Genomic DNA, 25,115 nt, shown 5'->3' with positions numbered 1-25,115 from the left:
CAGTATTTATGAAGATAGTTCAAGAGGAATGATATTATGAAACAGGGGATATCCCTCATTTTTTTTATAAAAATTTCATTTAATTTAAGCCAAATACTAAACTACTTTGTCTAATAGGTATAAGGGAAAAAAGTAGAGAGGATGAATTTCGATTATTAGATTAGTAAAAAAAGCCCAAAAGGGTGACGATAAAGCCTTTTTAAAGCTTTTCCAAAAATATGAACAAGATATTTATCGAATGGCTTATGTATATGTCAAAAACAAAGATGATACATTAGATATCGTTCAAGAAGTAGCATATCGTTCATTTAAAAAAATAGATACATTAAAAAAACCAGAGTATTTTAAAACATGGTTAATCAAAATCACCATTAGTTGTGCTATTGATTGTTTAAGAAAAAACAAAAAGGTGGTTCAACTAAAACCAGAATATGAAGAGATTATTAGTTCAGATGTTGAAGATATCCCCCTTTCATTATCACTTCATCAATTATTAGATGAGTTAAATGAAAATGAAAAAAGTATCGTTATTTTAAAATTTTATGAGGGGTATTCATTTAAAGAAATAGCTGAGTTGTTAAATATTCCATTAGGGACATCAAAATCAATATTATATCGTGCGTTAGATAAACTTCGAAAACAAGCTAAGGGGGCTGATATTTGTGAATAATAAAGTAAAACAAGAATTAGAAAGGATTGAAATTCCAAAAGAATTACACATGAGGGCGAAACTAGGGGTAAAAAGGGCGAAATCGGAACAGCCAAAAAGAAGATTCAAAAAAACAGTTACAATTCCATTGGTAGCATCTTTATTTCTTGTATTTTCAGTTGGGGTAGGGGCAGCTACTATTCCAAGTTTTAATAATTTATTATCTATTGTTAGTCCCCAAACTGCTTTATTTCTCCAACCTATTGAAACTAGTAGTGAAGATGATGGTATTAAAATGGAAGTGGTCGCTGCAATGAATGATGATGAAATGGCAGTCATTTATGTTACAATGCAAGATTTGACAGGTAATAGAATAGATAAAACTCTTGATCTTTATGATTACTCATTGACTGAAGGTCATATGTTTAATAGTCAAATTGTAGATTACGATGAAACCACTAATACTGCTACCTTACGAATTCAAGCCAATGGAGGAAAGGCCCTTAACAATAAAAAAATAAACTTTCATATCAGTTCTTTCCTAAGTCATAAACACAAATTTGAAGAAATCAAGGTTGATGCCGATCTTATGAAGATAAAAGACAATATTCCCAAAACAATACCATTGGATATGAATAATATCTCAGGTGGTGGAGGAAAAACTTTTGGAGATTTAAAGGAACAGGGAACAGTCCAAGTTTTAAAGCCAGATGAAACTGAGCTCTACCTTCAAAAAATAAATTTTATGCATATATCAAATTTAGGTTTTATTAATAATCGCCTTCACATCCAAACTAAATGGACAGGGGATGATATAGATAGTCATGGAGATTTATATTTAATTGATACTTCAGGAAATAAAATACACGCTTCCAACATTTATTTCGGGGTAGATAAATTAGGTAATACAAATTACGGAAACGAATATATAGAATACATCTTTGACATTGATAATTTAGACATAAATAGGCTAAATTTAATGGGGGACTTTGTATCCAATGGCAATCATACAAAAGGTAATTGGAATACTACGTTTAAAATACAATCTGTAGATAAAGAAAAAAAAATGGACTTTAGTAAGAACTTTGGGACGTGGAGGGCGAATAGAATTACCGTTTCACCATTGGGAATAACTTTATATGGAAACGGTGATTTTAATAATTCAAATAAAATCGTAGTAAGTGCAAAAATGAATGATGGTAGTGTTCAAACATTGGATTCTATGACCAGTTTTAGTGAGAACAAAAAGGTTAAAGCAAAATTCTTATCTTCTTTGCCTTTAGATATTTCAAAAATTGAATCAATTAATATTGACGGTACAAAAATAGATTTTTAATGATTAATGGAAAGTAAGAAAAGGTATATGTATAGTAACTTGGTCCTTAATGAATGCATTTAGTAGAGTAAGACAAAATAAAAAGTCGATTCCTTCAATTAATGGAAATCGGCTTTTTAAAGGCTTAGCGTACAAAATTTCCGAAATGTTGGCTGTACCCCTTTTCCATCTCATTTTTAATGTCAAAGCGGGAGTCGAACTGAAGCAAACGCCCTATTTAGTCAAATAGAACTAAAAATAAATAAAAAAACATATAAATTTCTTCAATGGGTATATTATATACAAGTTATATCAATTTATAGTAGGAGGTTTTACTTGTGAAAGCAGTTACTTTTCAAGGTTCCAAGGATATGCAAGTGAAAGAAGTTCCAGATGCGAAGCTTCAACAAAAAGACGATATTGTCGTGCGCATTACATCAACAGCGATATGCGGATCTGACTTACATATTTATCAAGGTGCCCTGCCAGCTGAAAAAGATTACGTAGTTGGCCACGAGCCTATGGGTATTGTAGAAGAAGTAGGGCCAGAGGTAACAAAAGTGAAGAAAGGGGACAGAGTTGTCATACCGTTTAATATTTCGTGTGGCAGCTGTTTCTATTGTCAGCATGATTTGGAGAGCCAATGCGATAATTCTAATCCAAATCCAGAAATTGATACAGGCGGATATTTTGGATTTACGGAGCGTTACGGTAATCATCCAGGTGGACAAGCTGAATATTTGCGTGTTCCTTATGGGAATTTTATGCCTTTTGTAATTCCTGAATCTGTTGAACTTGAAGATGAAGCATTACTGTTTATGTCTGATGTACTACCAACTGCTTATTGGAGCATTGAAAGTGCAGGGGTAAAAAAAGGGGATACAGTTGCCGTACTCGGCTGTGGACCGGTTGGGTTAATGGCGCAAAAGTTTGCATGGATGAAAGGCGCAAAAAGAGTCATTGCGGTCGATAATCTTCCATATAGGCTTGAACGTGCCAAAAAAATGAACAATGTTGAAATTTATAATTTTGATGAATTTGATGATATGGGTTCCCATATTAAAGAAATCACAAATGGCGGTGTAGACGCAGTCATTGACTGCGTAGGGATGGATGGTAAAAAAACACCCCTCGAAGCTGCCGAACAAAAGATGAAGCTTATTGGTGGAACAATTAGCCCGATCAAAATCGGTATGAATGCTGTGAGAAAATTTGGAACGTTGCAGCTGACTGGGGTCTACGGGTCCAAATATAACCAGTTCCCTTTAGGGAATATATTTGAAAGAAATGTACAAATAAAAATGGGCCAAGCACCTGTCATACATTACATGCCAATGCTCTTTAAAATGATTACGTCGGGAGAGTTGGACCCAACAGAAATCGTCTCTCATAAAATGCGTCTAGACCAGGCGAGCGAAGCCTATCAAATCTTTAATGATCACGAAGATGAGTGTGTCAAAGTCATTCTTCAACCCTAATCTTACTATACACTTCCAGATTGTATTATAACCAATAGTATACTTTTTATCACTATGTAAAAGTAAAGTGTGTACTTACAAAATAATGCTATATTGGGGTACGACCGAGATACATGTAAAAAAGGGTCATAGTATGGTATTGTTTACCATTTATAACCCTTTCTTGCTCTTTACTTTCTTATATACTATACAGGAATATCTTCCTCGATTGGTTGTGGAATATTTTCTAAATCGATCATATAGTCTCCGAAACGTTTTATATGCCTAGTCAGATAAGGGCTAAGCATGACAATATCTTCTTTTGAAAATACATAGCCTTCTTTAGAAAGTTCCCACAAAATAAGTGTTATATCACATACATTTTGGAATATTACTGCGTTGGCAACTAAATCATTATATTTAATTCGCTTTTCTTGTTCTTCTGGATCATTTTCTGAAATGATCCCATCGCCACCAAAAAATAGCCATTTGGAAAAGCCGTTATATGCTTCGACTTTGTTTGTACTAGCACCAATTTGCTCTCTTAGTTTTATATCAGAAATATATTTAAGCAAAAATACAGTTCTTACAATCCTTCCTAATTCCCTAAAAGCTTGATATAATCGGTTTTTTCTACTATAGTTACTTAGTTTTCTAAGTAGTGTAGAGGGTAATATTTTACCAGCTTTTATAGAAAGAACCACTTGGAGCAGATCTTGCCAGTGTGTTTCAATTAGGTCCCAGTCAACGGTATCACTAAACAACTGATCAATGTGGTGATATTTTGTGTCCTTATCAGCCCTGTAAAATTTTAAATCCTTCCAATTTCGAATACGAGGCATTAAATTAATCCCCAATAAATGTGCAAGTGCAAAAACAGGCGTTGATTGACCTTGCGTATCAGCATGTAACGTATCGGGCTGAATGTCTGATTTATTTTTCAGCAAACCATCAATAATATAAACTGCTTCCCAAACTCCACATGGAATGAAGTGACTAAAGAGTGCAATATAAGTATCTGAAACATGATGATATGCAATCCCCCCATAACCTCCGTATCGAATGTGGTATTCAGAGATTAAGTTTTCTTCGTAGAGATCAAATTTTGTTCCATCTGCAGCAGCCGTTTTTCCATCACCCCATAGTCTAGGCAAACTAAATTGATTGTATTGATTTAAAATATTACGAATAGCTTCGTCTATTTTAGATGCATTAATATGTCGCCGATTTACAAATGAAATCATGTGTGGGGTTACTGCTTTTTTCATGTGCTTAGAAGTCTGTGTTGGTCCTAAATTACATCCGTATCCAAAAGAAGTAATGATATAACGTTCCATTGCATTTTCAAGCTTAGGATCTGAACCAGATAATGGTCCAAAATGCCGTGTCCAATTTGTCCAATGTTCTACATTACAAAGAATATCTAAGACATTTCGTTCAGGTAACCGTTGAGAAATAACTACCTCTAACGCCTTACTTGTCTGAGGTTGTTCTTTTCTCATTATTTTTCTCAACGTTGGTTCTCCATTTTCATTAATGATTACCTGGCCGTTATCAGGGTAGTTTAAATCTACTTTTTGTGCAGTATCTCCTAGCCAGAGCTTTAATTGTTGAACAAAATCCCCTGAATTTGAAGAAAAGCCAAGTTCCTTACAGTATTCATCTACCATAGGTTTACACTCATCCCAAGAAAGGAGCTGTTCACGGTAATCAGCAAAATTCTCTGATCCTTTTACACAAAGGTCTCCCGTTTTTAAATCGCTTGCAAGATAGGAAAAAATACAGATTTCAAGGTGTTTACGATGGATTAAGTTATTTTCTTTAGGTACATAAATCGTTTTTTTCCACTGTTCACTAGCAAATGAAAGATCCAAATCTATTTGTAGCTTTACAATTTTTCGGTTCTCATTATCACGTAAAAATTGTAAAGCTTCTAAAAGTGATTGATCCTGTGTGGTTGAATTAATTTCAATCATACTAATCAATCTAAAAAGAGTTTTCCTGTGGCTTTAAAGAGGAAGGTAGTTATTGCCATTATATGATGAAATTGATTCACAATCTTCTTTTAATGCGTCGATACCACCTCTTCTCCCTAATAACTCCCTTATTTTCTGACCAGTCAAGGTATCGTTCTCATTTATACTTGTGGCATTTAAGACTTCCGCCAAAACAGATATAAGATTTTCAGTTTTTGATCTATGTTTTTCTCGAAGAAGTTCTAGCTCCTCTTTGCCTTTGTTATGTATAGTTCTGACTCTTTTGAGAAACATCTCTACCAAACTATCTATAGCTGAAATTTTTGAGCGATAAATCATACAAAGTAGCAGCATATATCTTTTAGCTAAATTAAAGTCTTTTAATTCTGATGCATCAAGCGCTTTTGCTTCTAAAGCGAAGTGTTTAATTTTTAAATTTGGAATATCCTCTAGTAAGCTATCAATTTCTTCTATAAAATCAGTTAACAGAAGTAACCTATTTTGTATTTCTTTCATATGCGAAAGTGTTGCGCTTTTTGGAATTTCTTTTAATAAGTTATATTCAGAAGTCCGATTATCATTTTTAGTAACTAGTAATTGATCTAATTTTCGCTCAATTTAAGGAGTCAATTTTGAAAATACTGAATTAAATAACTGGTGATTCACTAATGTTCTTATACGACGAGCCAATCGATCTAATGTACTAAAAGCAGGTAATTCACACCTTTCTTTTATTAATATTTCAATGGATACGTTGATAAGATCGGCTGGATTGTCCATTACCTGTGTAGCCTTATAAATTGAAGTAGTTGCAATATGTAAGGCTTCTTTTCCATAAGGACGTACATTGAGGTAATCTCTAATTGCTTTTTGATGTCGGTAAATTGATTTACTATTGTAATTCGGTTCAACACTAGCAGAGAGATTCAAACAGGTCCGAATATGAATCATGATCTCTACAGGAATATCTTTCGGTGGAGGAAAGTAACCAAGTCGTTGGAAAGACTTTAACATAACTAATAGACTTAGAACTGAAACAGGTCCTCTAGCAACTTTATGCGCAAATTGGTTTTCTTCAGGTGTAGGGGAGTAAACATCACGAAGTTCTTTTGAAGTAGGACGTTTTTTAAATCTTGGATAAGCCGTACGTTCTCATAGATGACAAATTACCAACTCCATTCAAATTAAGTTGGGGGTGGTGACAGAGTAGCTGCCCTAGTCCGTCACATAATTCCCTAAAAATATAAGAGATTATTAATTTGCTTCTACTAGTTTTCTTTTATTAATCGCTCGATATAATGATCCCTGTGAAAGTCCTGTACCTTCTACAATTTCTTTTACCGAGTATTCTTTACTGTCATACATCCTCAAGGCTATTTCAATTTTCCCTTGATCCACTTTAGGCCTTCCTAGTTTTTTTCCTCTTCTTTTACTCGCTTCTAACCCTTCTTTAACTCTTTCTACAATTAAATTTCTTTCTAACTCTGCGATGACACACATCATTTGAAACATGGCTTTTCCCGTTGATGTTCTTGTATCCATGTTCTCCTTAATAGAAACGAACTTTACACCAGTATCCTCGAATTGCTGAATAATAGAAAGAATATCAAGTGTTTTTCTCCCTAAGCGTGAAATACTTTCTACTACAACGGTATCACCTTTCCTTATTACATCTAGCAATGAGTTAAGTCCATCTCTATCCTTTGTAGTCCCAGTAAATTTCTCTTGAACCATTTTTTCACAGCCGTACTCAGAAAGTAATATAATTTGTCGGTCTAAATTTTGGTCAACTGTCGAAACTCGAGCATAACCGATTATCATAAAGAAGCCTCCTGCACAATTTAATAATCTAATTGTACAAGAGACATCATTTTTGTAAAAGTATTTGGTAAAACTTTTGGTAATTATTTTTGGTAACCTATATAATTAGTAAAATCAAGCATCAGTATTTCTCATAAATATTGTTACAAAAAATATGCTTTCAAGCAAGTAATAAGTGAACTGATCCAACAAAAGAAAATGGAGAATGTTCAAAATGAGGGAGACACTCGAAAAGTATTAGGAACGATAAGATTCTTGGAAATATTACTTGAAATCAAAACAGAAGACATACTAAGTGCCGATGTAGAGAGGGACCATTGAGTTTTCTTAATACTAACTATCTTTTAATGTACGCTATTGATAATTACACGGTCCCACTAAGGATTTTTCAAAATTGAAAAGGGGGAGTTTAAATGTGTTTTTAAAAACTTCCCTTATATACTGTAGAAAAGGAGAATGCACTAACATGAAACGTTTTACTATGCCGAGAGATCTTTTTTACGGAGAAGGATCTCCGATTGAAGCAGCTAAGCTAAATTTGATTGAAAGGGGAAGTAATGTATGACTATTTCGTTTGATTACTCCAATGCATTAGCATTTATGAAAAAGAGTGAAGTAGATAATCTAAGTGAATTTGTAAAAGTGGCTCATAAAATGCTACATGAAAAAACAGGCCCCGGCTCTGATTATCTTGGTTGGGTCGATTTGCCACTAAACTATGATAAGAGTGAATTTGAAAGAATTAAACAAGCTGCTGAAAGAATCAAGAAACATTCAGACGCAATGGTTGTAATTGGTATTGGTGGTTCGTATTTGGGTGCAAGATCAGCTATAGAAGCTTTGTCCCATAGCTTTCATAACCAAATGAACGATAAGACAAAAGTGTATTTTGCCGGTCACAATATCAGTTCTACTTATATATCTCATTTATTTGAACTATTAGAGGGGAAAGATATCTCTGTTAACGTCATTTCCAAATCAGGAACAACGACAGAGCCAGCCCTTGCTTTCCGTATTTTTCGTGACTATATGGAGAAAAAATACGGAAAAGAAGAGGCGAGAAAACGTATTTTTGCCACTACAGATCAGGAAAAAGGCGTATTAAAAAAGCTTGCGGACAAAGAAGGATATGAAACGTTTGTTATTCCGGATGATGTAGGTGGAAGGTATTCTGTGCTAACAGCAGTTGGTCTCTTACCAATTGCCGTAGCAGGACTTGATATTGATCATATGATGGAAGGGGCAGCAGCAGCAGCCCGTAAATACAACAATCCTGATTTATTGACAAATGAGAGCTATCAGTATGCTGCGGTCCGAAATGTACTCTACAATAAGGGAAAAGCAATTGAAGTGCTTGTTAACTATGAGCCCTCCCTTCACTACGTATCGGAATGGTGGAAGCAGCTGTTTGGGGAAAGTGAAGGAAAAGATCAAAAGGGGCTATTCCCTGCTTCCGTTGATTTTTCAACGGATTTGCATTCCATGGGGCAATATGTACAAGAAGGTCGACGAAACCTTTTAGAAACGGTTTTACAGATTAAGAAACCTCGAATTGAAGTGACTATTCAGGAGGATCCAGAAAATATTGATGGATTAAACTTCCTGGCAGGTAAGACGATGGATGAAGTCAACAAAAGTGCATTTCAGGGTACCCTTATGGCCCATATAGATGGAGAAGTACCTAATCTCGTGATTGAACTGGATGAAATGAATGAATACACTTACGGTGAGATGGTTTACTTTTTTGAGAAGGCATGTGGGATTAGTGGCCATCTATTAGGAGTTAACCCATTTGACCAGCCTGGAGTCGAAGCATACAAGAAGAATATGTTTGCTTTACTTGACAAACCTGGTTTTGAAGCAGAAAAAGCTACTCTCATGGAGCGTTTATCAAAATAATTATATCTGATTGGTTTTGTATTAATAAAAAGATTGTTACCAAAAACCATTGGTTTTTATAAGCCATTCTCCAACCAGTAGCTTAGTTGAGTCTCTCTCGTGTTCGGTTTTGACAGCAAATAAACTTTCGGTATCTGTCTCTCTTAACGTGATTGAATTAAAATCTTCGCTCATTTGAATCCGAAAATAATTCCTTTCACTATCATAATATTTTCCGTCCCTTAGAAGAAAATACTCTATCCCTAATACTATTTCATAAAAGGGCTCATTATCTGATGGAGAATGGAGTTCTTTTACTTCGATATTCTTCACCATGTCTAAATAGGTTTCTAAACCATATTGTGTGTTAATGATTTTTGCATCCAATACGTTCATGATGTCACACCTCAATATTGTTTTATTTTTTTGGCTCTGTTAAACTTGTCTGTTGGCTCCAGGTGCTCGCTTTCCGCGGGCGAGCCGGGAGCCTCCTCGGCGCTGTGCGGCTGCGGGTCTCCCTTGTCATGTTTTTCCCGCAGGACGTTGAATCATCATCCGTGAATAGGCACCGCACGAGAAAATGTGAATGCATTTTCGAGGAGTCTCGCTCCTTCCGCTTCAATCAACATAGTTAGCACTATCAACGACTTAAGTAAATATACCAATTTTTGGGATATACCAAACTAAAAATCCAATGAATTTCCGGCTCATTTTAACGAAAGACATATACAGCAGATGACTTTATGATTTTTCCACAGCATGTCCGCCAAATTCATTACGAAGGGAAGCTACCACTTTACCTGTAAATGTATCATTGTCTAATGAACGGTAACGCATTAGTAAAGACATAGCGATAACAGGGGTAGCTGTTTGAAGATCCAAAGCGGTTTCAACTGTCCATTTCCCTTCCCCAGAAGAATGCATAATGCCCTTAATTTCATCTAATTTTGCATCTTTAGAAAATGCGCGTTCTGTCAATTCCATGAGCCATGAGCGGATGACAGAACCGTTATTCCACACCCGTGCCACTTTTTCATAGTCAAAATCGAAATCGCTTTTTTCCAGGACTTCGAATCCTTCACCAATGGCGGCCATCATTCCGTATTCTATTCCATTGTGGACCATTTTTAAGAAGTGGCCACTACCAGATTTCCCAGCATATAAATACCCATTATCTACAGCTGTATCTCTAAAAATCGGCTCGACAATGCTCCATGCTTCAGGATCTCCACCAATCATATAACAAGCACCATAGCGAGCACCTTCCATCCCCCCAGAAGTACCGGCATCCATAAAGCTCACTCCAACTTTCTTCAACTGTTCGTAACGACGAATGGATTCCTTATAATGCGAATTACCAGCTTCAATGACGATATCTCCTTCACTTAGAAATGGTGTGATTTCACTAATAACTGAATCAACGACTGAGTGTGGGACCATTATCCAAACAACTCGTGGCTTTTCTAATGATTGAACAAGATCTTGTAAACTGGATGCTCCTTCAACTCCGTATTTTTTAATTTCTTCAATAGTATTTGTATTTAGATCAAACGCCATTACACGGTGTTTATTGTCAATTAAGTTTTTTCCTAAGTTCATACCCATTTTCCCTAATCCAATTAATCCTACTTTCACTTGAGTTTCCTCCTTTAAATTACAAAAAATAGCCTGTATTATTATGCTACCCATTTGTTGTTCTTCATGGTCTCCTTATGGAACCATAAGGATTCAACAAATACTTTAAGTTCCTTGGGTAAATCGCGTAACAATTATCTGTCAAATCCAACCTCGGTTTGCTCTCTTCATACCAATAGCCTTCCAGGGAGGTGCGGATTAAACTCCCCCCTAGTTTCCCACCATTTAAAACCATCCTCCTCCAATAATTGCGAAGCAGCTTGTGGCCCCATCGAACCGGCTTGATATAGGTGGAGTGGAAGGGCATTTTCCTCAAACGCCTCTAAAACGGGCTGTACCCATTTCCAAGATAATTCAACTTCGTCCCAATGAGCAAAGAAGGTAGAGTCCCCACGCAGAGCATCAAATATTAAGAGTTCATATGCTTCGGGCACGTCTTTTTTACTCGCTGAAAAATCAACAACAATAGGTTCTAATTTTCCATTTATCGGGTTTTTACTATTTAACTGCAACGAAACACCTTCATTAGGACTTACATTAATAACTAATAGATTGGGTTCAGCATTTTGGATTTCATTGGTATACAAATTCTTTAATGGGTTTTTGAATTCAATCACAATCCGCGTTAATTTTTCCGTCATTCTTTTTCCTGTCCGGATATAGAATGGGACCCCGTCCCAGAAGGAATTATCAATCCATAGACGAGCAGCGACGAATGTATCGTTTTTAGAAGAAGCATCAACGCCAGGTTCTTCTAAGTATCTGACTACTGGTGTACCGTTTATTTCACCTGATCCATATTGGCCACGAACGACGTGGATACCTACAGTATTTTTCTGTAATGGTCGCAGAGATTCCATAACTTTTCTTTTCTCATTACGGATATCTTTTGCACTAATCTGTTTTGGGAGATGCATGGCTGTCATCATCAACAGCTGTAGCATATGATTTTGAACCATATCACGAATAGCGCCTGCTTGGTCATAATAACCAGCCCTCTCTTCTACACCAACCGTTTCACTAGCCGTAATTTGCACATTGGCAATAAACCGATTGTTCCAAAGTGATTGCAGTACAGGATTGGCAAATTCCAAGGCTTCAAGGTTTTGAACCATTGGTTTTCCGAGATAATGGTCAATCCGAAAAATTTCGTCTTCTTCAAAAGCTTTGCTTAATTTTTCGTTTAAATCTTCAGCAGATTTTAAGTCATACCCAAATGGTTTTTCGATAATCAATCGTTTCCATCCCTTTGTCGAACCTAAGCCACTCTTCTTTATGTTTAAAGCAATTACATCAAAGAATTCAGGAGCAACAGAAAGATAAAACATTCGATTCTCTTCAATACTCTGGTCTTTTTCATTTTGTTGAACGACTTCAACTAACTTCTTATACCCTTCAGCATTCGTGAAATCTAATTGGCAATAACGAAATGCCTTTACAAACTCTTGTTTTTCGGATTTATCATTTATCAAGTGTCTAGAAAAAGTGTATAGCGAGTCTGTTACATGGTTTTGAAAATCAACATCAGACATTTCGTCTATTCCTACACCAATGATCAAAAAAGAATCTGGTAATTTTTGATTCAAATATAAATTAAACAAGGCAGGGTAGATTTTTCGCTTAGCTAAATCCCCAGTTGCCCCAAATAAGACAAACGTCATAGAATCCACTTTTCATTCCTCCACTTTTTCAAAGCATTTTTAAATGGAAAAATGCCTGATTTTCTTCGTTTTCCCTACAAAACAACAGGGATTTTCGCTATTGCGTTATCCTACTTTTGGATGTAAGATTCGTTTATTTCTCCCAGCTTGTCCGGTAATAATGATATCTCTTAATTGAGAATGTCCACATTTTGGACAGGTTTCATTATTTATGGTGATGGTTAGACATCTTTCACAAACTTTTCGCTGCTTAGTTTTGAACTTTCCCATGCGGACCTCTCCTTTCGTAAAAAGCAACAACATGTATAAATTATTAAATGAAGTTTCACTTCATCTCACCATACTTGTAGCAGTATTCCCTTAAGGTTTGGTAGTATTTTTTAAGCTCGCTATTACTTGAGCAAAATCAGTATATTACGTATGTTATACTTTTGAAAGTACGCACTTTATTAACATATAGATACATTCGTATAACATAGTGTTAAAAATAATACTATAAACTTGAATCCAATACCAAGCGTGAAAAGCCAAGGACAGCGATTATACAAGATTCGCTGCCCTTGGCTTTTTAGTAACTGATTCTTTTATTAAATGTTGTGTTTTTTCAACCTTGGGGTACCGTCAGGAAAATGCGGATTTACAACGCTAAGCCTATTTTCCTGACGGTACCCCATATTTATCACCTCAAGATTTTCTTAATACAAGTTTAAATCAAAAAAGACTGTAAGCAAACTCAATTTTCATGAGTTTGTCTACAGTCTGACTTAAGCTTGCTTAAGTTTCTTTTGTTTATTTTTCTTTACAATTTTCTTAGAGATTATTGTTATATTCAATAAACCCTATATACATCTGGACATTCGGATTCAACAGGTGAGTAGAAGCAATGAAGTTTATATCGGCCACTGTTCCACTGATTCCACCACTGGGCAGGGCAAGTGCCATTCGGTCTAAAAAACCATAGTGCTCGTTCTGCTGGATGATGCCTTTCACCATTAATTATTCGTTCTGCTAATCTGATTTCTTTTTCTCTTGCCCTTTGATAAAAGTATGGATGGTGTACGGCTTCAAATCCTCCAGGGGACTGCCAAACCATTCGTTCTACAGAATTAATATCAACAAAATCTAAACACCTTACTCGTACTCTATTTACACAAACATTGGCGACTAATAACATTCCTTGCTCCCCTTCACCTTCTGCTTCCGCACGGATAAGTCTTGCTAGAAGTCTTTTATCATTATAACTTGCCTTTATTACAGCCATGATGCCCTCCTTTGCATAAACTAAGTCGTACTTAAATACTATTCATTAAAGCCATGATAAATACTCAGCAAATTTTTTTATTTAACCATCCCGGTATCAATTATTTTAACGGTAACACTAGGGGTAACATTCAACCTGTCAATTGTCTTGGGCCAGTCCAAGTTTTTCCATGTTTGATAATCCATTTTTTGTTTTATATACTTTCCTAAACCGAGGTTATCTATTTGATGTTCCTTCATAGTTTCCAATATATCTCGTATTTGATTTTCAATATTTTCTTGAATGTAATTCTCTAATGCTTCTATTTCTTTTTCATTAGTGATGTCTTTATTTCCTTGGTATTCCAGTAAGAAGCCTTTAAAATCAATTGACAACTTCACATCTATTTCTTCTTTATCTCCTAGTGTAACATCTATACTTCTTTTATTCGTTATAAAACTAAATAATACTTTTTCTTCTTCGTTTTTAATTAATAAATCACCTTCTTTAAACTCTCCAGTTAGTAAAAAAAAGATTCTTGCTTGTATGGCTGGTATGGTTGTTTTTAACTGGTCACCACTAAATAACCCTATTCCGTCCGACATTATTCCGTCTTCCGATTGTAAAATAATAGGAGCAATAGGATCAATAGCATCGTCTAGGTAATCTTTTGCAAATTTATGTATATCCATTTCAGGAATTGTATTTAACCTTGCTTCTTTTTTTAGAATATTTTCGATTACAATGTCAACCATTTGATATTCTGAATAGTCCTTTGATAATAATTGTTTTGGATTGCTTTTTACTATTGACAGTTTTACTGTAGGTCTTGAAACAGGGTCTCGATAAAATGTGTCAATTAAATCCCATACTCCCTTTTCTGCTAGTTTCTCTCCAATTAAAATACTTCGAACTTGCCCGGAAACTAAATTTTTAGCTGTTTTTTTATTTAAAAATATAGGAGATTCCTTCGGAGTTTCAACCACTGTAGTGATTGTCTTTTGTTTTAAGGTTTCTGCTACTGGTAGAGATATTGTCACTTCAAGTTTCCCTGAATTTTCTCCTTCTTCAATTAACTCATAACCTATTGTATGAATAAACCCTAACTCTTCTACAATTTTTTGGTCCCTACATCCCGGTAGTACCAACAATATTAGAATAATTAGTAAGATTCTAGACATGTTTTCTCCTTCTTTTTAAAAATATAATTGTCAATACTAACAGTGGTAAGAAAATGGATATTAGTATTTGAACTTTTGCTAATAAAGATAACAAAGAAGTAAGTTCATTTTTGGTGACAAATGGTAATGTCACTAAGTATCCAACTACCAATAATACAAAAGCACTACGTTGAGCACTCCACATAACAACTCTTTTAAACGTAACTAAACTAATCCATATATACATCGTTATAGTAATTATTAACTTCAAATAAAATAATATAAAAAATGCGGAGTCCAATCGTTCAATAAAGTCAAATTCTATATACTGCAATAAATTTATTACGGGATAAACTTGATAATTTAATTGTTGGAAACTATTAAACCCGTAACAAAAAATCGTTAAACTCAAATATAGTAATGTCGTATACAGGTGCCCCAAAAACACGTATTTAAAAATCTTTTTCTCTTTTTTTATGTAAGGAAACAGGAATAGTGTTACTTCAAACCCTAGAAATGCTGTATATACCTCTATCATGCCTCCATAAAAGTCATTATGTTCATTAAAAACAAAGGTAGAAAATCGCAAAAAAGAGAAATCGGGAACAAAATAAATTAAAAGCAATATAATTGGTGCTGATAAGAAGAAAAACAATGTAGAGACGTGAGCAATTGTTACGATTCCACTTGTCACAAGGTAATACGTAAGAATTAATGTTAACAGTAAAAACCATTGTATATTTGTTTGTGGAAAGTATAAAAACTTCATAACATGTACATATTGTTTTGCAACTGTAATGGAAAAAACGGACCAAAATATACTCAAACAAAGATACAAAGGTTTGGCAATAATATTCACCTTTGAAAAAGAAGTCTCGATTGTTTGAAAAATTGAACTTCCTTTATTAAAATAATAAATTCCAGCAATTAATCCAATTTGAATCATAGCAAAAACTGAAATGGGTATAATCATTAACCAACCATTATATCCAAAATAATTGGCTATCATGTTAGGTAACATAAAGAGCACTATACCCGTTTGAGTCATATAAGTAATAAAAAAGAGATAGAACGGTTTCAATTTTTCAGTTTGCATATAAGGCTCCCTCCTTAACCTATTTCTTAAAAAACTGATAAGGAGCACGAATGATGGTATCTTTTATATCCTTCAAAGATAGTGGGGATATAGGCTTTAAATAATACTCCCCTAAATTCTTTAACCTGCAGAGGTGAATCACTAAAATAGTAAATCCAAAAATGATCCCAAAAAAACCAAAAATGGATGCAAGAATAATAAAGTAAAATCGAGTAATTCTTAAAGATGCTGTCATTATGATATGTGGTACTACAAAAGATGACATGGCAGATATAGAAACTACAATAATTAGAACATTGCTTGAAAAACCAGCATCTACTGCCGCGGTACCAATTACTATTCCCCCAACTATGCCAATTGTTTGTCCAATTTTAGAAGGCAGTCTTGCTCCTGCTTCTCTTAACAATTCAATAATACCTTCAATAATTAATGCCTCAATTACTGGATTAAATGGTACTTTACTTCTTGATCGAATAAACTCATGAAGTAATTGAACAGGGATAATCTCATAATGAAACATTGACACTGCTACATAAAAAGCGGAAGCGAATAATGTTATAAATAGTGCAGCAAATCTTAATAACCTAGATAAAGTACCAAGTAACCACCGTTGATTATAATCATCTGGCGATTGAAAGAATTCAAAGAAATTTGTTGGGGTTGATAATGAGTAGGGACTGCCATCCATTAAACAAAGAACTCTGCCCTCAAGTAACTTAGATGTCGAGACATCTGGTCTCTCCGTCGTAAAATACTGCGGAAAAACAGATAACGGCTTCTTGTCTAAATACTGTATCACTTGATTTAAGTCATTAACTCCTTTTATATCAATGTTTTTGATCTTTTCTTGCAATCCTTTAACTAATATAGGAGAAGTGATCCCCTCAATATATAACAAATACATTTTCGTTTGTGTGATGGTACCTATGTTATAACTAATAACTTTTAAATAGTCTGATTTAACCCTTCTCCTAATCATAGACAAGTTAGTTCCAATATCTTCTATAAAGGCTTCTTTCGATCCTACAATTACTGTTTCCATTTCTGCTGGAGTGACACTTCTTGTTTTAGGAACATAAATATCCACTACATACGCAAGTGAATTTTGGTATATTATTAATGCTTTTCCTTCAAGTACTCCCTTAACCATTAAATTAATATCTTCTTCTTGTTGATATTGTTTTCTTCTTAATATAATTTTTACTTCCTCATCATTTGTATTTGAAAAAGGTTGTAAAATGTTATTTTTCAACTCTTCTTCCCCTACTAGATGACCAAAATATAATACCTCAATTTTCAACTCTGGAAATGTCCTAATTACTAAGTCATCACAATAATCTAATCGATCTTTGACATGTACAGATAAGTTTTTATTTATGTACATAATATCCTCTCAAAATGTTAGTTTACAGTTAGCATTACAAAATTATGGTATTGTTATTCATAATTATTTATGTTGGTTATAGAAAACATGTTATTACAAAAATTGACCAAATAATCTTTTGTTAATTGTAAAACAAAAAAGACAAGTTATTTAACCTGTCTTTCTCTTTCGATGAATTAATTACAATTTAGGTACTATAATGATTATTTATTAGCTTATATAAAGCCTATGATCCTTATCAGATTTATAAAAAGTTTTTCTTAATATTATCTGTTAACTCAGAAATGACCTTTTTCTTTTGTTGTTCAGGTGAATGAATAGTTAAAATTATCAAATCCACCAAATCAGGACTTTCTTTAGCTAATTCCTGCATGTAGTCATACCCGAAATCTTTCATGACCGGTAGCAATTTACTCATGTTACTGGAAACTTACATCTATCTTCTTTTTTACGTCCTTCGCCACTTTTGGCATTGTTATTTCAAGTATTCCATTTTTGTAGGTAGCTTTAACCCCATCATGTGAAACGGGGCTTGGAAGTGTTATCATACGTTGAAAACGACCTGTATAGCGTTCCTTTTTTAACATATTTTCTTCTTTTATTTCATTGGTACGCTTGATAGAACCACTAATGCTTAATCTGTTATTTTGTATATCAATATCTACATCTTCTTTCTTTTCAAGACCAGGTAAATCACATGTTGCCACAACCTCATTCTCAGTTTCATGAACATCTACTCGAATCCCACCTATACCATGTTCATTGTCAAACGAAATTGGTAATTCCGAAAAGAAACGATCGAATTCTCTTCTCATATTTGATAATTGTCTAAATGGATCATAAGGTACTAATGACATATTCAATCCTCCTTGTTTATTTTCAAAGATATTATTCCCATTTTGTATACGTTTATTCATAAATCCTTTACTTTACGTTCTGTACAAATGGATTCGTATCTGTACCAATTTTTAGAGTGTTTCTTTTAACACAACTTCCATAGAATCAACCCAAATAGCAGAATACAAACCCTTCAAGACCAATAATAATCTACTCAATCTCACATTCTATTTCCGTTTCATCTAACAAACTCACAACAATTCTTTCCCCTTCAAATACAGTAAACTTTCTAATCAATGTAAAATATAACTCCAAATCAAACTCTGTTATTGGCTCTGCTTTTTCAATGAGCTCAATAAACTGTCTTACTCTATATTTTTGTAAATAATCTTCACTATCTATGTTCTGCTGCCATTTTTCTAAAAAATAATCTTTGTTCTCTATGATGGCATTAAACGTGTTAATAAAAGCTTGGTATAAGACTTTATCGTCAATATGTTTGTTCTGACAGCTTTTTTCACCTTTGACACTGTATTTTCCATTACATCTCCAGACAATTCTTCTAAGCCTTTCATCGGTAGAGTTCCATACCTTTCTTCCAAATGGGCTACCACAATGCCCACAAATAACTTTTCCTGCAAATGGGTTGTCTACTGTTGCATAATCAATCTTTGAAATGCCATGTTTTTCTGCAAAGTTTTTTTTCTTTCCATTTCAAGCTGCACCGCTTCCCACATGTTGGTGAATATTGTTTACCCTGGAAGATATAAATTACATGAACATGGTGAATCCACCTCGTGATTATGGCAAGTGAAAATATTACCTCACCTTGCTTCTTCTGCTTAGAGTTGGAGAAGCAGGTTTTTGTTTCCAAAAAATAGTTTAACGTTGTAAATCCGCATTTTCCTGACGGAACCCCTAAAGGAAGTCGTCAACACCAAGATTTTGATAATTATTTAGTGGCAAAAGAAACATGGGAGCAAAACAAGCATCTTAATGAACTTATCGCACCTCCTTCTGTTGATGAATACTTGGAAGAGAAAATGGATGCATTACATAATCGGCTTGAATGGATTAAAGCTAATATTACAGAATTAGATGGGGTTAATTTTGAAGATGGATCTCTGCTTCTCTCATCATGGGAAAACTAGGTTCTTATTCTCGTCAAAATAGCCTTGCAACAACTTTAAGGGAGATGGGACGTATAGATAAAACCTTGTTTATCTTAGATTATATTTCTAGCGAAACATTACGTCGGCGAATCCAACGTGGATTAAATAAGGGTGAAGCAATGAATGCCTTGGCACGAGCTATTTTCTTTGGGAAACATGGGGAACTTAGAGAAAGAGCATTACAAGATCAATTACAACGTGCCAGCGCCTTAAACCTCATTATAAATGCTATTAGTACTTGGAATACCGTGTATCTATCACAAGAAATTTAACATTTGAAAACAACAGGAAAATATAAAGAGGAATTACTTCCTCATATATCTCCTTTGGGATGGGAATACATTAACTTCTTAGGTGAATATTCATTTAAACCTGAGATTTCAAACTCTGTCCATTCCCTGCGCCCACTTAGAATATAAATAAAACCTTGATTTTTCTACGCTAAGGAGAAAAATCAAGGTTTTAACTTCCATAAAATGTCTTACCGTATAATATCCGCGTTTTGTCGGCAGGACCCCTATTGAGCAAGGTGCTCGCCTTCTTTCTCCATTATTATAAATTAATATATCTTAAATCTAGATTTTTAACATTTTAAAAAGGAGTAAACCCGTGTTAAAAGAACTTTTAGCACGGAATTTTTATTTAAGAAGAAAAGACATGACAAAAAAAGGGCATACTATAACGGAGCTAGGAATGTAATGAATTTTCATTAAAATATAGTGGTGATATCAATAGATAATATAGTTGAAAATCTTAAAGAAATCCGTTTATTAGAAGATAAGCTGTATCATTTAGAGTTAAATGGTTGGCTAAAAAATGAGTTTTTAACTTGGGAATGGTGGATGTTAGTTGGTTTTTTAATTGTGCCTTGGGTTATATGGGTTAAACTTGTTAAACGGAACATTATTTTAGAAATTTTATTATTTGGTACCATAATTATGATGATAACAACCTTATTAGATGTAGTTGGTGCACAATATAGTTTTTGGGATTACCCCATTGCATTCCTACCGATTATTCCTTGGGCCTTTCCTTTTGAAATGGTACCTGTAGCTTACATGTTGTTATATCAATATTTTAGAACATGGAAATTTTATATTTTAGCCCAGGTTATTATGGCACTAACATATGCCTTTATTGGTGAACCTTTTTGTGAGTGGTTCAATCTTGTTAATTATGTAGAGTGGAGATACAGATATTCATTCATGTATTACATCATTGTTGGAATTGTAACTCGTGCTTTCATACTAAAACTAGCCTCTTTATCTAAACCTTAAGATTTTACAACTAAGTAAAGTGAAATAATCAATATTAGATCTAAAGTCCAACCATTTTATTTTTTCTTGAATACTTAGTTTGCTTGTTTTAAAAGAAGAATTGGAACAGGAATATCAAAAAATTTCATTTTGGATAAATAATTTGGATACAAAAATTTCTGTCGCCTTAGGCGCTTCAGGCGTATTATTAGGATTCGTTTTGTCAAATCAGGACCTAGGAAAAACATTAAAGAAACATTTAAAAACTTTAATGTTTTGGAATGAATCACTTATTTTTTTACTCTTTGGTGTAACTGTTGCCTTATTAGTAACATCATTATGGTTTTTTCAGAATGGTTTAAAGGCTAAAATAAACTCAAAAAAGTATCACCAATCTCAAATGGTTTCCCCTTCCAATATTTTTTGGGGATATATCGAAAAACAGTTTTGACTCTTATAAATATCGTCTAGATAATTCTTGTGATAAAGATTGGAAGCAAGACATGATGACACAAATTTATATTAATAGCTGTATCTGTATCCAAAAATAGTATTACAATAGGGGTATTACTACTTTGAAGTTGTCTTTAATTTGCTTTGTTTTTTATCATATATGGATAATGGTTTTTTATTTAGAAAAACCTCTTTCCGTATTAACTGGTTTTGGCATAGTAAAGGACAGGTTTGATACAATATGACGAATAATAATTTTTGTTTATTCCAGAATAGGGCGCGTTAGTTCAATAAGAAATTAAATTAAGGACCACACATATTAGACTATCCTAAAATGTGTGGTCCTTTTATTTTCTAGTATTTCACCTATCTATCCTAAATATATTATTTAAAGCTCTTTTTAAAATTAATATCCCCATAATCTCTTTGTATCTAAAGGTATATAGACCTTATCGCCTTTAATTTGTCGATGAATCAATGGGTTGTTAAAAAGCTGCTCCACATCAAATTCCTTTTGCTTATGTCTTACTCGTACAGGTACAAAGAATTCATAATTCGTTAACATGTTGCTAGTTCCTCCAAATCAAAATTTGTAAATAGAATAGAATCCTATTTTCTTCGGTTTTTTTGTATTTTATACAGAATTGCAAAGGTATTAAACATGATCTTTGCTTGACAGCTCCTGGTTTGATTTCTCGAACACACTGATCTTACCATTGGGTTCCAAAAATACCTGTTGGACTTCTGAGGGGATTTAAATCCTTTTACTCGTAATTCTTCGTTCAATTCATTTTTGCTTAATCTTGCTTTATGTAACCCTTTCATAATGATGGAACCATTTTCAATCACCTTGATAGGCTTTCCTGCGACGATTCTTTCAAAGGCTATACTTTTAAGGGAGAGCCAACTAAAAACGATCTGGGCGATAACGAGTGCTAAAATAGCAACCACTGAAATCCACAGATTTAAATCCGGGTCTGATAGTGGTTTAGCGATTAACGCACCAATAGCAATTGCTACTACTAGATCAAAATCAGTTAATCTGCCAACGGCTTGACTGCCCATTAAACGGAAAGCTGTAAGCCCAACAATAAACATACCTAGCGCTTTAATAAACGAAATCACATATTCCAACGTCACACGAAAAGGTGAAATATATCCTTCTACTAACCCAACATAATAACCTACGATTTTATAAAGGGAGAAACCATATCGTGAACTTGTTTCATTTGTTCAGCACACCATTTATATGTTTTTTTAGCCTGTACATTTTCTGTATCAAGGGCAAACAATTCCATATCGGCATTTACTTTTTTGATGCTTGCTTCAAGCAATGGTAATTCAGTTGGCTGTGGTACTTGAAGAATATCATCAAATAAATCAATTGTTAACTGACCATATTCATCTATTTGTGCCATGAAGACATTTTCAACAATGGCATCCATGTTCTTTAACTCCGTTTTTAACCATTCCTGACTTAATCCTCTTGTAGCCAATGGTTCATGAAGGATTTTCCCATCCATAATAACCGTTTCAGGTTCCTTAACGGGTGGTACATGATGATGCAACATTTTCGCAGTAAGGGGCTGTTGTTCTTTTTTAACAAGAACATTTAACTCACCATTCCCTTCTAGAACAGCAAATTCAACATCCGCCACCTGAAACACTTGTTTTGCTCTAAGTTTTCGGAGTAATTCGTCAGTAGTTAACTGATGCTTTTTCATGTTATCCTCAAGAATTTTTCCATCTTTCATAATAGGAATACCTTTCCCAAAAATGGTTGAACGGAAAGAGGCATTTTTAAGACTGAAAAATGCAATTCCAATCGTCCCCCGGCCCAAATGAGTAACGCAACTAATAAGTATGAGATCGGTATCGCTAGCTGGATTGAACCGATTGCTAAAATAATAGATACCGCAGCAATTAGACCAAATTCTAGTTGCGATGTTTCTCCAATGGGCTTTCTGACAAAAATTCTACCTATGGCAATTAACAATATAAAACCAACGAAACTTCGAAGTGCAACCTCAATCCAACCTTGCATGTTAATCCCTCCTTTTACGTTTGTTGATATTGTGGCTCCTCAAATTCAATTTGACCCTTTCTTTTTTGGATTTCTTGTATGACTTTTCGGGTTTTTAATGCACCTTGATGAAAAGCTTCACTTGCTTCACGTTCCTTCGTTTTTATCGCTAGTGATGAAAGGATCGCATCAATTGATTGTAATGAAATAAGTAATCCTTGAACCTGACTTCCTACTGTCATCATTTCAACTCCTTTATCCTTTTGGTTTAAATATAAGTGAAGCAATAAATCCAAAAATGATCGCTGCGGAAATCCCAGCGCTTGTCACTTCAAAAATCCCTGTAATTACACCTACTAAGCCATTAGCTTCCGCTTCAGCCATGGCCCCATGTACAAGTGAATTACCAAAGCTTGTAATAGGTACAGTCGCACCTGCACCAGCAAAATCGATTAATGGTTCATATAATCCAAAGCCATCCAAAATAGCACCTGATACAACGAGCGCACTCATCGTATGAGCTGGTGTTAGTTTAAATACATCCATTAAGATTTGTCCGATGACACAAATAAGGCCACCAACAACAAATGCCGTTATAAAAATCACGTCATTCCACCTCCTGCCTCAATTGAAACAGCATGAGCGATACAAGGAATCGTCTCCTGTTGCTGATAGGATAGAGGTGACAATAATGCTCCTGTTGCTACAATTAATATTCGATTTAGTTCGCCTCTTTTCATCCGATTTAATAAATGGCCATATGTTACTGCCGCTGAACATCCAGCACCGCTACCTCCAGCAAGGACCGGTTGTCCTTCACGATAAATCATCAAACCACAGTCTTGGAACGTATCTTCTGGTAAATCCAACCCTTTCTGCTTCAGAAGGTCTTTTGCAATGGGAAGGCCAATTTCACCTAAATCCCCAGAAGCAACAAGATCGTAATGGTCTGGTGGAAGGTTTCGATCTCTAAAATGAGCAACGATGGTATCTGCTGCAGCAGGCGCCATTGCTCCGCCCATATTAAATGGATCTGACAAACCCATGTCTATGACTTTTCCTATCGTAGCTGATGTTACAACGGGACCATCTCCAACATTAGAAATAATAGCAGCACCAGAAGCCGTTACGGTCCATTGTGAAGTAGGGGGTTTCTGTCCTCCATATTCAGTTGGATATCGAAATTGCTTTTCGGTAGCTGCATTGTGACTGGAAGCAGCCGTAACCACTCTTTCAGCACCTTTAGCATTCACGAGAAAAGCCGCTAGTGCTAACCCTTCCATCGATGTTGAACAAGCACCAAATAGACCCAAATAAGGAATAGCGAGAGTTCTGCTGGCAAAGCTAGAAGGGGTTATCTGATTAATTAAATCCCCAGCAAACATAAATTGAATATCTTCATTTCGTAATTCAGACTTTTCAATGGCACGCGAAATAGATTTTTCAATTAAAACTTTTTGGGCCTTTTCATAAGAATCTTGTTTAAGCCATAAATCCTCATGTAATAAATCAAAATCGTCGGCTAATTCACCTTTGGCTTCAAAAGGACCACCAACAGTACCGGTTGAAAGTATAACTGGTTGGTTCTCGAATTCCCATGTTTGATGGCCTCTTAGCATCCTACAACCCTCCCCATTGAATGAGAATCGTCTTTATAATAGCAATAAAAAAGGCTGCCACTGTACCAAACACAATAACGGATCCAGCGAGTTTAAACATTTTTCCACCTACACCAAGGACATAACCTTCTGTTCGATGTTCAATAGCAGCCGATGCAATTGAATTGGCAAATCCTGTGACAGGCACTGCCGTACCAGCACCAGCAAATTGCGCATATCGATCATATACTCCAAATCCAGTTAATAAAACGGAAATTAAGATTAGCGTTGCTACTGTTGGATCGCCTGCAGTTCGTTGAGTGAAATCAAAGAAAGTGTAATAAAACACATGAAAGCCTTGTCCGATTAAACAAATAAGGCCACCAATAAAAAAAGCTCGAATACAGTTTTGAACAACTGGACGTTTTTTTTCGTAGTTACTCGCTAATTTCTGATACTTTTCTTGAGCAGGAGTTACATTTTTCTTTTTACTCGAAGACATCT

General features: G+C 34.7%; 25 protein-coding genes and 3 pseudogenes. 8 read left to right on the top strand and 20 right to left on the bottom strand.

Features of this window, described 5'->3' with window-relative positions; genetic code table 11:
• Positions 1–145 precede the first annotated feature (145 nt).
• The 3 genes from BkAM31D_RS06725 (at position 146) to BkAM31D_RS06715 (ending at position 3,442) form a co-directional block, all read left to right on the top strand.
• A complete protein-coding gene (locus BkAM31D_RS06725) occupies positions 146–670 on the top strand; it encodes an RNA polymerase sigma factor (protein ID WP_066154509.1) in 525 nt (174 codons plus the stop codon).
• A complete protein-coding gene (locus BkAM31D_RS06720) occupies positions 663–1,985 on the top strand; it encodes a DUF4179 domain-containing protein (protein ID WP_066154505.1) in 1,323 nt (440 codons plus the stop codon). Before BkAM31D_RS06725 ends, BkAM31D_RS06720 begins: the two co-directional genes overlap by 8 nt.
• Positions 1,986–2,302: 317 nt before the next feature.
• On the top strand, positions 2,303–3,442 hold the full coding sequence (locus tag BkAM31D_RS06715; protein WP_066154501.1) for a zinc-dependent alcohol dehydrogenase: 1,140 nt from the start codon (positions 2,303–2,305) through the stop codon (positions 3,440–3,442).
• Between the two features lie 185 nt (positions 3,443–3,627).
• Here BkAM31D_RS06715 and BkAM31D_RS06710 read toward each other — a convergent pair.
• Together BkAM31D_RS06710 and BkAM31D_RS06705 are read right to left on the bottom strand one after the other, a co-directional pair.
• Positions 3,628–6,549, bottom strand: a pseudogene (locus BkAM31D_RS06710) (Tn3 family transposase); the annotation flags it as partial.
• Positions 6,550–6,651: 102 nt separating this feature from the next.
• Positions 6,652–7,218 (bottom strand): recombinase family protein, encoded by a 567-nt coding sequence (locus tag BkAM31D_RS06705; protein ID WP_066154495.1) that lies wholly within the window; start codon positions 7,216–7,218, stop codon positions 6,652–6,654.
• Between the two features lie 561 nt (positions 7,219–7,779).
• On the opposite strand from BkAM31D_RS06705, the gene BkAM31D_RS06700 reads away from it, so the two are divergent.
• Positions 7,780–9,117: a glucose-6-phosphate isomerase gene (locus tag BkAM31D_RS06700; protein ID WP_066154493.1), complete on the top strand. Its 1,338-nt coding sequence runs from the start codon at positions 7,780–7,782 to the stop codon at positions 9,115–9,117.
• 36 nt (positions 9,118–9,153) lie between these two features.
• Here the strand turns inward: BkAM31D_RS06700 and BkAM31D_RS06695 are convergent, their stop codons facing one another.
• The 10 genes from BkAM31D_RS06695 to BkAM31D_RS24815 all read right to left on the bottom strand — a co-directional run bounded on the left by BkAM31D_RS06695 (position 9,154) and on the right by BkAM31D_RS24815 (position 18,736).
• The gene (locus BkAM31D_RS06695; protein WP_174521909.1) at positions 9,154–9,492 is read right to left on the bottom strand and encodes a hypothetical protein; all 339 of its coding nucleotides are present in this window, start codon (positions 9,490–9,492) and stop codon (positions 9,154–9,156) included.
• A 345-nt stretch (positions 9,493–9,837) separates the two neighbouring features.
• Positions 9,838–10,731: a phosphogluconate dehydrogenase (NAD(+)-dependent, decarboxylating) gene (gene gnd / locus BkAM31D_RS06690; protein WP_031538333.1), complete on the bottom strand. Its 894-nt coding sequence runs from the start codon at positions 10,729–10,731 to the stop codon at positions 9,838–9,840.
• Positions 10,732–10,898: 167 nt separating this feature from the next.
• Entirely contained in the window at positions 10,899–12,401 is a 1,503-nt protein-coding gene (gene zwf / locus BkAM31D_RS06685) for a glucose-6-phosphate dehydrogenase (RefSeq protein ID WP_085449748.1), read from the bottom strand.
• An 820-nt stretch (positions 12,402–13,221) separates the two neighbouring features.
• Entirely contained in the window at positions 13,222–13,653 is a 432-nt protein-coding gene (locus BkAM31D_RS06680; RefSeq protein ID WP_066154487.1) for a cell wall hydrolase, read from the bottom strand.
• 77 nt (positions 13,654–13,730) lie between these two features.
• Complete coding sequence (locus BkAM31D_RS06675; RefSeq protein ID WP_066154484.1) at positions 13,731–14,813, bottom strand: Ger(x)C family spore germination protein; 1,083 nt, start codon at positions 14,811–14,813, stop codon at positions 13,731–13,733.
• Positions 14,806–15,888, bottom strand: coding sequence for a GerAB/ArcD/ProY family transporter (locus BkAM31D_RS06670; RefSeq protein ID WP_066154482.1), 1,083 nt, complete (start codon positions 15,886–15,888; stop codon positions 14,806–14,808). The genes BkAM31D_RS06675 and BkAM31D_RS06670 overlap by 8 nt, the downstream gene beginning before the upstream one ends.
• Positions 15,889–15,907: 19 nt before the next feature.
• Positions 15,908–17,272, bottom strand: coding sequence for a spore germination protein (locus BkAM31D_RS06665; protein WP_066154479.1), 1,365 nt, complete (start codon positions 17,270–17,272; stop codon positions 15,908–15,910).
• A 244-nt stretch (positions 17,273–17,516) separates the two neighbouring features.
• Positions 17,517–17,690 carry a hypothetical protein gene (locus tag BkAM31D_RS23905; RefSeq protein WP_169801111.1) on the bottom strand — a complete coding sequence of 58 codons (174 nt, stop codon included), beginning with the start codon at positions 17,688–17,690 and terminating at the stop codon, positions 17,517–17,519.
• Between the two features lies 1 nt (position 17,691).
• On the bottom strand, positions 17,692–18,129 hold the full coding sequence (locus BkAM31D_RS06660) for an Hsp20/alpha crystallin family protein (RefSeq protein WP_010891078.1): 438 nt from the start codon (positions 18,127–18,129) through the stop codon (positions 17,692–17,694).
• A 190-nt stretch (positions 18,130–18,319) separates the two neighbouring features.
• A complete protein-coding gene (locus BkAM31D_RS24815; protein ID WP_369692323.1) occupies positions 18,320–18,736 on the bottom strand; it encodes a recombinase zinc ribbon domain-containing protein in 417 nt (138 codons plus the stop codon).
• Between the two features lie 332 nt (positions 18,737–19,068).
• Here BkAM31D_RS24815 and BkAM31D_RS06650 point away from each other — a divergent pair, with 332 nt between their 5' ends.
• The 4 genes and pseudogenes from BkAM31D_RS06650 (at position 19,069) to BkAM31D_RS06635 (ending at position 21,088) form a co-directional block, all read left to right on the top strand.
• On the top strand, positions 19,069–19,260 hold the full coding sequence (locus BkAM31D_RS06650; RefSeq protein ID WP_066154473.1) for a hypothetical protein: 192 nt from the start codon (positions 19,069–19,071) through the stop codon (positions 19,258–19,260).
• Positions 19,230–19,700 (top strand): annotated as a pseudogene (locus BkAM31D_RS06645) (Tn3 family transposase); the annotation flags it as partial. The gene BkAM31D_RS06650 and the pseudogene BkAM31D_RS06645, both read left to right, overlap by 31 nt.
• A gap of 303 nt (positions 19,701–20,003) precedes the next feature.
• Positions 20,004–20,558 carry a CBO0543 family protein gene (locus tag BkAM31D_RS06640; RefSeq protein ID WP_085449859.1) on the top strand — a complete coding sequence of 185 codons (555 nt, stop codon included), beginning with the start codon at positions 20,004–20,006 and terminating at the stop codon, positions 20,556–20,558.
• Positions 20,559–20,637: 79 nt separating this feature from the next.
• Positions 20,638–21,088 (top strand): annotated as a pseudogene (locus tag BkAM31D_RS06635) (Pycsar system effector family protein).
• 308 nt (positions 21,089–21,396) lie between these two features.
• Here BkAM31D_RS06635 and BkAM31D_RS23900 read toward each other — a convergent pair.
• The 8 genes from BkAM31D_RS23900 to spoVAC form a co-directional block, all read right to left on the bottom strand.
• Positions 21,397–21,555: a hypothetical protein gene (locus tag BkAM31D_RS23900; RefSeq protein ID WP_169801110.1), complete on the bottom strand. Its 159-nt coding sequence runs from the start codon at positions 21,553–21,555 to the stop codon at positions 21,397–21,399.
• A gap of 44 nt (positions 21,556–21,599) precedes the next feature.
• Complete coding sequence (locus BkAM31D_RS06630; RefSeq protein WP_180319894.1) at positions 21,600–22,088, bottom strand: DUF421 domain-containing protein; 489 nt, start codon at positions 22,086–22,088, stop codon at positions 21,600–21,602.
• 86 nt (positions 22,089–22,174) lie between these two features.
• The gene (locus tag BkAM31D_RS06625; protein ID WP_257391636.1) at positions 22,175–22,744 is read right to left on the bottom strand and encodes a DUF421 domain-containing protein; all 570 of its coding nucleotides are present in this window, start codon (positions 22,742–22,744) and stop codon (positions 22,175–22,177) included.
• Positions 22,741–23,034, bottom strand: a complete 294-nt coding sequence (locus BkAM31D_RS24175; protein WP_257391635.1) for a hypothetical protein — start codon at positions 23,032–23,034, stop codon at positions 22,741–22,743. The genes BkAM31D_RS06625 and BkAM31D_RS24175 overlap by 4 nt, the downstream gene beginning before the upstream one ends.
• A gap of 14 nt (positions 23,035–23,048) precedes the next feature.
• A complete protein-coding gene (locus BkAM31D_RS06620; RefSeq protein ID WP_084372187.1) occupies positions 23,049–23,258 on the bottom strand; it encodes a DUF1657 domain-containing protein in 210 nt (69 codons plus the stop codon).
• A gap of 10 nt (positions 23,259–23,268) precedes the next feature.
• Complete coding sequence (gene spoVAE / locus BkAM31D_RS06615) at positions 23,269–23,559, bottom strand: stage V sporulation protein AE (RefSeq protein ID WP_235820426.1); 291 nt, start codon at positions 23,557–23,559, stop codon at positions 23,269–23,271.
• A 56-nt stretch (positions 23,560–23,615) separates the two neighbouring features.
• On the bottom strand, positions 23,616–24,632 hold the full coding sequence (spoVAD, locus tag BkAM31D_RS06610) for a stage V sporulation protein AD (RefSeq protein WP_066154453.1): 1,017 nt from the start codon (positions 24,630–24,632) through the stop codon (positions 23,616–23,618).
• Position 24,633: 1 nt separating this feature from the next.
• A complete protein-coding gene (spoVAC, locus tag BkAM31D_RS06605) occupies positions 24,634–25,113 on the bottom strand; it encodes a stage V sporulation protein AC (RefSeq protein WP_066154450.1) in 480 nt (159 codons plus the stop codon).
• Positions 25,114–25,115: the final 2 nt, after the last annotated feature.

The organism is Halalkalibacter krulwichiae (assembly GCF_002109385.1).
Taxonomy (GTDB): Bacteria; Bacillota; Bacilli; order Bacillales; family Bacillaceae_D; genus Halalkalibacter; species Halalkalibacter krulwichiae.
Note: the sequence above shows the minus strand (reverse complement) of the source record. Positions and strands in the feature narration are given on the sequence as shown.

What these genes read in the sequence shown, in the direction of transcription:
- BkAM31D_RS06705 (WP_066154495.1), bottom strand. Translation starts at nt 7,218, where the DNA reads ATGATAATCGGTTATGCTCGAGTTTCGACAGTTGACCAAAATTTAGAC.
- BkAM31D_RS06700 (WP_066154493.1), top strand. Translation starts at nt 7,780, where the DNA reads ATGACTATTTCGTTTGATTACTCCAATGCATTAGCATTTATGAAAAAG.
- BkAM31D_RS06695 (WP_174521909.1), bottom strand. Translation starts at nt 9,492, where the DNA reads ATGAACGTATTGGATGCAAAAATCATTAACACACAATATGGTTTAGAA.
- BkAM31D_RS06680 (WP_066154487.1), bottom strand. Translation starts at nt 13,653, where the DNA reads ATGGCTGTAATAAAGGCAAGTTATAATGATAAAAGACTTCTAGCAAGA.
- BkAM31D_RS06675 (WP_066154484.1), bottom strand. Translation starts at nt 14,813, where the DNA reads ATGTCTAGAATCTTACTAATTATTCTAATATTGTTGGTACTACCGGGA.
- BkAM31D_RS06670 (WP_066154482.1), bottom strand. Translation starts at nt 15,888, where the DNA reads ATGCAAACTGAAAAATTGAAACCGTTCTATCTCTTTTTTATTACTTAT.
- BkAM31D_RS06665 (WP_066154479.1), bottom strand. Translation starts at nt 17,272, where the DNA reads ATGTACATAAATAAAAACTTATCTGTACATGTCAAAGATCGATTAGAT.
- BkAM31D_RS23905 (WP_169801111.1), bottom strand. Translation starts at nt 17,690, where the DNA reads ATGAGTAAATTGCTACCGGTCATGAAAGATTTCGGGTATGACTACATG.
- BkAM31D_RS06660 (WP_010891078.1), bottom strand. Translation starts at nt 18,129, where the DNA reads ATGTCATTAGTACCTTATGATCCATTTAGACAATTATCAAATATGAGA.
- BkAM31D_RS23900 (WP_169801110.1), bottom strand. Translation starts at nt 21,555, where the DNA reads ATGTTAACGAATTATGAATTCTTTGTACCTGTACGAGTAAGACATAAG.
- BkAM31D_RS06630 (WP_180319894.1), bottom strand. Translation starts at nt 22,088, where the DNA reads ATGTTTATTGTTGGGCTTACAGCTTTCCGTTTAATGGGCAGTCAAGCC.
- BkAM31D_RS06625 (WP_257391636.1), bottom strand. Translation starts at nt 22,744, where the DNA reads ATGAAAGATGGAAAAATTCTTGAGGATAACATGAAAAAGCATCAGTTA.
- BkAM31D_RS24175 (WP_257391635.1), bottom strand. Translation starts at nt 23,034, where the DNA reads ATGCAAGGTTGGATTGAGGTTGCACTTCGAAGTTTCGTTGGTTTTATA.
- BkAM31D_RS06620 (WP_084372187.1), bottom strand. Translation starts at nt 23,258, where the DNA reads ATGATGACAGTAGGAAGTCAGGTTCAAGGATTACTTATTTCATTACAA.
- spoVAE (WP_235820426.1), bottom strand. Translation starts at nt 23,559, where the DNA reads ATGGATGTATTTAAACTAACACCAGCTCATACGATGAGTGCGCTCGTT.
- spoVAD (WP_066154453.1), bottom strand. Translation starts at nt 24,632, where the DNA reads ATGCTAAGAGGCCATCAAACATGGGAATTCGAGAACCAACCAGTTATA.
- spoVAC (WP_066154450.1), bottom strand. Translation starts at nt 25,113, where the DNA reads ATGTCTTCGAGTAAAAAGAAAAATGTAACTCCTGCTCAAGAAAAGTAT.